Here is a 2,479-nt window from a genome sequence, read left to right on the forward strand (position 1 = left end):
ATACCAACCTGCATAAATCTTTGATCAATTTAACGAATTAAATTTCACTATAACGTCGTTAAAAATTTTTTATTTAGAACAACTAGATAAAAAATTTTTGCCTAGTTCTAGCGTAATTCTCTTAACGTTAAATAGACCCCATATATAAGCAGATTGGTATTAAATACTTGCAGGCATTTTATTACAACTAGCGTAATAACTTACGGTAGCCGGCCAATCTGAAAATATAGCCATTACACCCACGTCCTTTGCGAGTACATCAACGACCGTCATCATGTCGCCATCGTTATCTATAACATCAGCAATTGATTGATAGTAATAACCACCACCTTCATTAAGCGGACCTGAGCGCTCAAGGCTCCATGCAATAAGCTCTAAACCTGCTGCTTTTGCGTCAATTGCGTATTGCGATGGCACAATATTACTTTCGCTGTCTATTGTTAGCATCATCCAAATAGGAGGCGCTAAAATTTTAACACCATCGGCAACAAGTTCATCCATACTCGGTTGCCATGTTTGCGGGTTACTTGGATCAAATCCGGCATCACTGTCGCGACCATCTAAGTATACGCTTTTATCTGCAAAATCAGGATTGGTGTTTATCCAGTATTTTACGTCATCAAGATTAAACGATTGTGGATAAACTCGCGAGGCTGGCACACCCATTTGTGTATATTCGTCTAGCATTTTTTGTGCATATTGCTCTTGGGTCATTCCATTAAATGGCATACTTACTTGCGGCGATTTAAGTTCTGGTGTCATTTTTACGCCCATCTCATTAAACAATGCAATACTTTGTTTATGAGTCATTAATGTACCTTGGGCCGCATATAAGTCAGTGCGCCAATTGGGTGTACCATCCATGTAATCAGCAACGGTAGTGGCATTTGTGTTTGCACCATCCATTTTACCTTCAAGGGTTAAAAACTCCGCTAAGCTTATATCACTGGTACAGCATTTAGCTGAAGCTGCAATGCCATTAGCGGCGTCTGCGGGTGTAAAAGGGACGCTACATTTGGCTGCAAGTTCTGGCATGGCCAAAATATTGGTTGTGGTATGTAAGTCACATTGAGAGTGGCGGCATACAAGTTCTTTATCGTTTGTAAAAGTAACATCGCATTCAACAATACCTGCGCCCATTCTAGCTGCTGCAATGTATGCTTCTTTAGTGTGTTCAGGATATTGCATTGATGCACCGCGATGACCAATTGAAAAGTCAGTGCGGTAAAAGGGTCCTTCTTTGCACGACTCTAATTGTGTTTTTAAAGCGCTGTCGCTCATATCATTGACTAAATAATACGGACGAGTACCTAGTTGAATATCTGGAGCGTTACCATTCGGTACTTCTACAATAACAGGCGTAGGAACTTCAACAACCTCAACTTCGGTGTTGGTAACAACCACTTCTTTTTCTACTATTTTTACATCGTCATCGCAGCCTGCAAGTGTGGCTAACAATATACAGCTTGTAAGTAAGGTAATACGCTTCATTATTTATCCTTAAAAAGTAAAATTTGTACTACCTTAATGATTATTAATGACAATTTAGCTACAAGCTTATTAATTTACTTTTTTATTAATAATTTGATTCACTATTAATGCACCTAACATTATAGCTGCTCCAATACTTAACCTAACTATGTCAGCGTCTCTATTCCATATAAGGACATTAACTATAATACCAGCTGGGATTAGTAAGTTATTCATTACGGCTAAAGCTCCAACGTTGACGAGTGTTGCGCCTTTATTCCACATAAAGTAACCAAGGCCCGATGCAACAACTCCTAAATAAATCAGTATTCCCCACTGAGTAGAAGTGGTTGGTAATTTGTTTGAATTACCAAATAATGCATAACAAATTGTGGCAATAATAAGTGCGCCTATAAAAAACCATCCAAATACGGTTTTATCATCAAGCTGATTGTTCATCATTAAGCGTTTATAGGTCACTTGACCTACAGCAAAACTGATATTAGCACCTTGAACAAGCAATAATCCGATTATGAAGTTGTTATTTAGGTTTTCGAAACGAATGGTAATTGCACCGATTACGGCAATAAGCGCGACTATAAAAAAGCGTGGGTTAAACCGTTTATTCAATGCATCGTTTAATAAAGTGATGTAAATAGGGGTCATTACTGTAAATAGCAGTACTTCGGGTACGGTTAAAAATAAAAATGAGTGGTAATAAAAGCTGTACATAATACCAAGCTGTACAGCGCCAATCAGCATAAGCTTTAAGGCTAAAGGTTTAGGCGTTGTTTTAAGTTTTAAAAATGGTAAAAATACCAGAGTGGCTAGTGCTATGCGAATTAACACACTAAACCATGCATCAACTTGGCCGGCTAAATACACGCCAATTAAACTAAATGAAAATGCCCAAAGTAAAGTTACTGCAAATAAGTACCGCATAGCTGTCGTCTTTAAATAATTAATGGCAGCAGTTTATCTGTTATAAATTGATGTATAAACAATAAAA

2 protein-coding genes are annotated in these 2,479 nt (G+C 37.7%); both read right to left on the reverse strand.

Annotation, left to right across the window (positions count from 1 at the left end; genetic code table 11):
- Positions 1 to 159 precede the first annotated feature (159 nt).
- Positions 160 to 1,491, reverse strand: coding sequence for a glycerophosphodiester phosphodiesterase family protein (locus GQR46_RS18680; protein WP_165742027.1), 1,332 nt, complete (start codon positions 1,489 to 1,491; stop codon positions 160 to 162).
- Between the two features lie 69 nt (positions 1,492 to 1,560).
- On the reverse strand, positions 1,561 to 2,412 hold the full coding sequence (locus GQR46_RS18685) for a carboxylate/amino acid/amine transporter (RefSeq protein WP_165742030.1): 852 nt from the start codon (positions 2,410 to 2,412) through the stop codon (positions 1,561 to 1,563).
- Positions 2,413 to 2,479: the final 67 nt, after the last annotated feature.

The sequence above is a fragment of the Pseudoalteromonas sp. Z1A6 genome (genome assembly GCF_011378745.1).
In the GTDB taxonomy this organism is placed as follows: Bacteria; Pseudomonadota; Gammaproteobacteria; order Enterobacterales; family Alteromonadaceae; genus Pseudoalteromonas; species Pseudoalteromonas arctica.

Excerpts from the sequence above, each read along its gene's own strand:
- GQR46_RS18680 (WP_165742027.1), bottom strand. The coding sequence starts at position 1,491 with ATGAAGCGTATTACCTTACTTACAAGCTGTATATTGTTAGCCACACTT.
- GQR46_RS18685 (WP_165742030.1), bottom strand. The coding sequence starts at position 2,412 with ATGCGGTACTTATTTGCAGTAACTTTACTTTGGGCATTTTCATTTAGT.